This is a genomic window from Streptomyces sp. MZ04 (genome assembly GCF_004684775.1).
Taxonomy (GTDB): Bacteria; Actinomycetota; Actinomycetes; order Streptomycetales; family Streptomycetaceae; genus Streptomyces.
The window spans coordinates 1-1,500 of the sequence record NZ_SRIC01000565.1 but is presented as its reverse complement, the minus strand read 5'-3'; the positions used below and the strand labels follow the sequence as shown (position 1 = coordinate 1,500).

General features: G+C 70.7%; 2 protein-coding genes. Both read right to left on the bottom strand.

What is annotated here, in order from left to right; translation table 11 throughout:
- Positions 1–11: 11 nt before the first annotated feature.
- Complete coding sequence (locus E2651_RS43160) at positions 12–548, bottom strand: hypothetical protein (RefSeq protein ID WP_135336722.1); 537 nt, start codon at positions 546–548, stop codon at positions 12–14.
- Entirely contained in the window at positions 545–1,474 is a 930-nt protein-coding gene (locus E2651_RS43155) for a bifunctional lytic transglycosylase/C40 family peptidase (protein WP_135336721.1), read from the bottom strand. The genes E2651_RS43160 and E2651_RS43155 overlap by 4 nt, the downstream gene beginning before the upstream one ends.
- Positions 1,475–1,500: the final 26 nt, after the last annotated feature.

The following is a 1,500-nucleotide window of genomic DNA, read 5'->3' as shown; positions in this document are numbered from 1 at the left end:
TTTGCACAAGGCTATTCGTCGGCAGCGTCAGAGGTGTATAAGAGACAGGGGTCGGGATCTGTTGTGGGGTGGTCGGGGGCGGTTGTCCGATCGGGGTCGTCGGTCGGGATCAGGAGTGGGGCGATGGTGCGACGGTAGGCGGCGATCGTCTCGGTGAGCAGGATCAGCAGGACGGTGGGTACGCCGTGCAGGAGGATGCCAGCGGGATCGGCGCGGGTCGGCCAGCCGATCCGGCCGTCGGGCCAGATCGAGGTCCAGGTGTTCATCAGAGTGGCCGCGATCGCGGTGAACCAGCGCAGGGCCGTGGACCAGGCCGGCGGAGTCAGGCCCCAGGCCGCCAGGCGTGCGTCCGCGTACAGAACCGTGGCCAGGGCGAGGGCCACCATCGGGTCCAGCAGGATCGCGATGGCGGGGAAGACGCCCCTGCTCGTGGCGAACACCGTCACGTTGACCGCGGTGAAGACGAGCGTGAGGGCGGCAACGCCCGCCAGGGCGCGGGTGAGTGAGGTCAGCAGGGCGTGGGCCTGGGCCGGTGTCGGGGGCGTCACCGCGAGCCCTTCGGTGCGCTGGGGCGGGTTGCGTCGTAGTAGTCGTGCCAGCGGTAGTCCTCGACGCGGACGACGGAGCGGCTGTTGGGGGCGTTGATCATCTGGTTGTTGCCGATGTAGAGGCCGACGTGGTGGAGGTTGCCGGGGCTTCCGTAGAAGACGAGGTCGCCGGGCAGCAGCGGCTCACCGGCAGGGACCTTGGTGGTGGCCCGGTACTGGGCTTGGGCCACGCGGGGGAGAGGGATGTCGGCCTTGGCGTAGGCGGCCTTGGTCAGGCCCGAGCAGTCGAAGCCGCCCTCGGAGGGGCCGTCTCCGCCCCACCGGTAGGGGACTCCGAGTTGGGAGCGGGCGTAGGCGACTGCCTTGGCCGCCGCTCCGGTTGCCGGGGCTGCGGCGGCCGCGTACTCGTCGGCGATCTTCAGGATCTTGTTCACGTACCACTTGGCGTGGTTGTAGTGCCAGATGGCCCGGCGCAGGTTCTTGCTGTTCCTCGCGCCGTTCGCGCACAGCAGGCGGGCCGCGGCGTAGACGGCGTCGACCGGGTCCCAGGGGGTGGGCGGCTTCTTGCCGCCGGGCGGTACGGGATGGGCGTACGCCTTGAACGTGGACGGCAGGAACTGCATCGGTCCGACCGCACTCGCCGAGGAGATCATGGTGGGGTGGCGGCCGTGGTCGGTCTCGGCCTTGCCGATCGCCGCGAGGATCGTCCAGGACAGGCCCGGGCACTCCGGTGCCGCGCGTTGGTAGAGCGCGAGCATCCGGGGAGGGATGTCGGAGAGCGCGTGCTTGCTCGGGCTCGCGGACGCGCCTCCGCCGCTGCCGGGGATGAAGCTGGTGAGCAGTGCGGCCGCGACGATCGCGGCCAGGAACGGCAGGGCCAGGACCGTGCAGCCCGATCCGGCCGCCGCCCTGGCGAGCAGGCTCACGGGGTTGGCCTTGGGAGGGGTGGGAC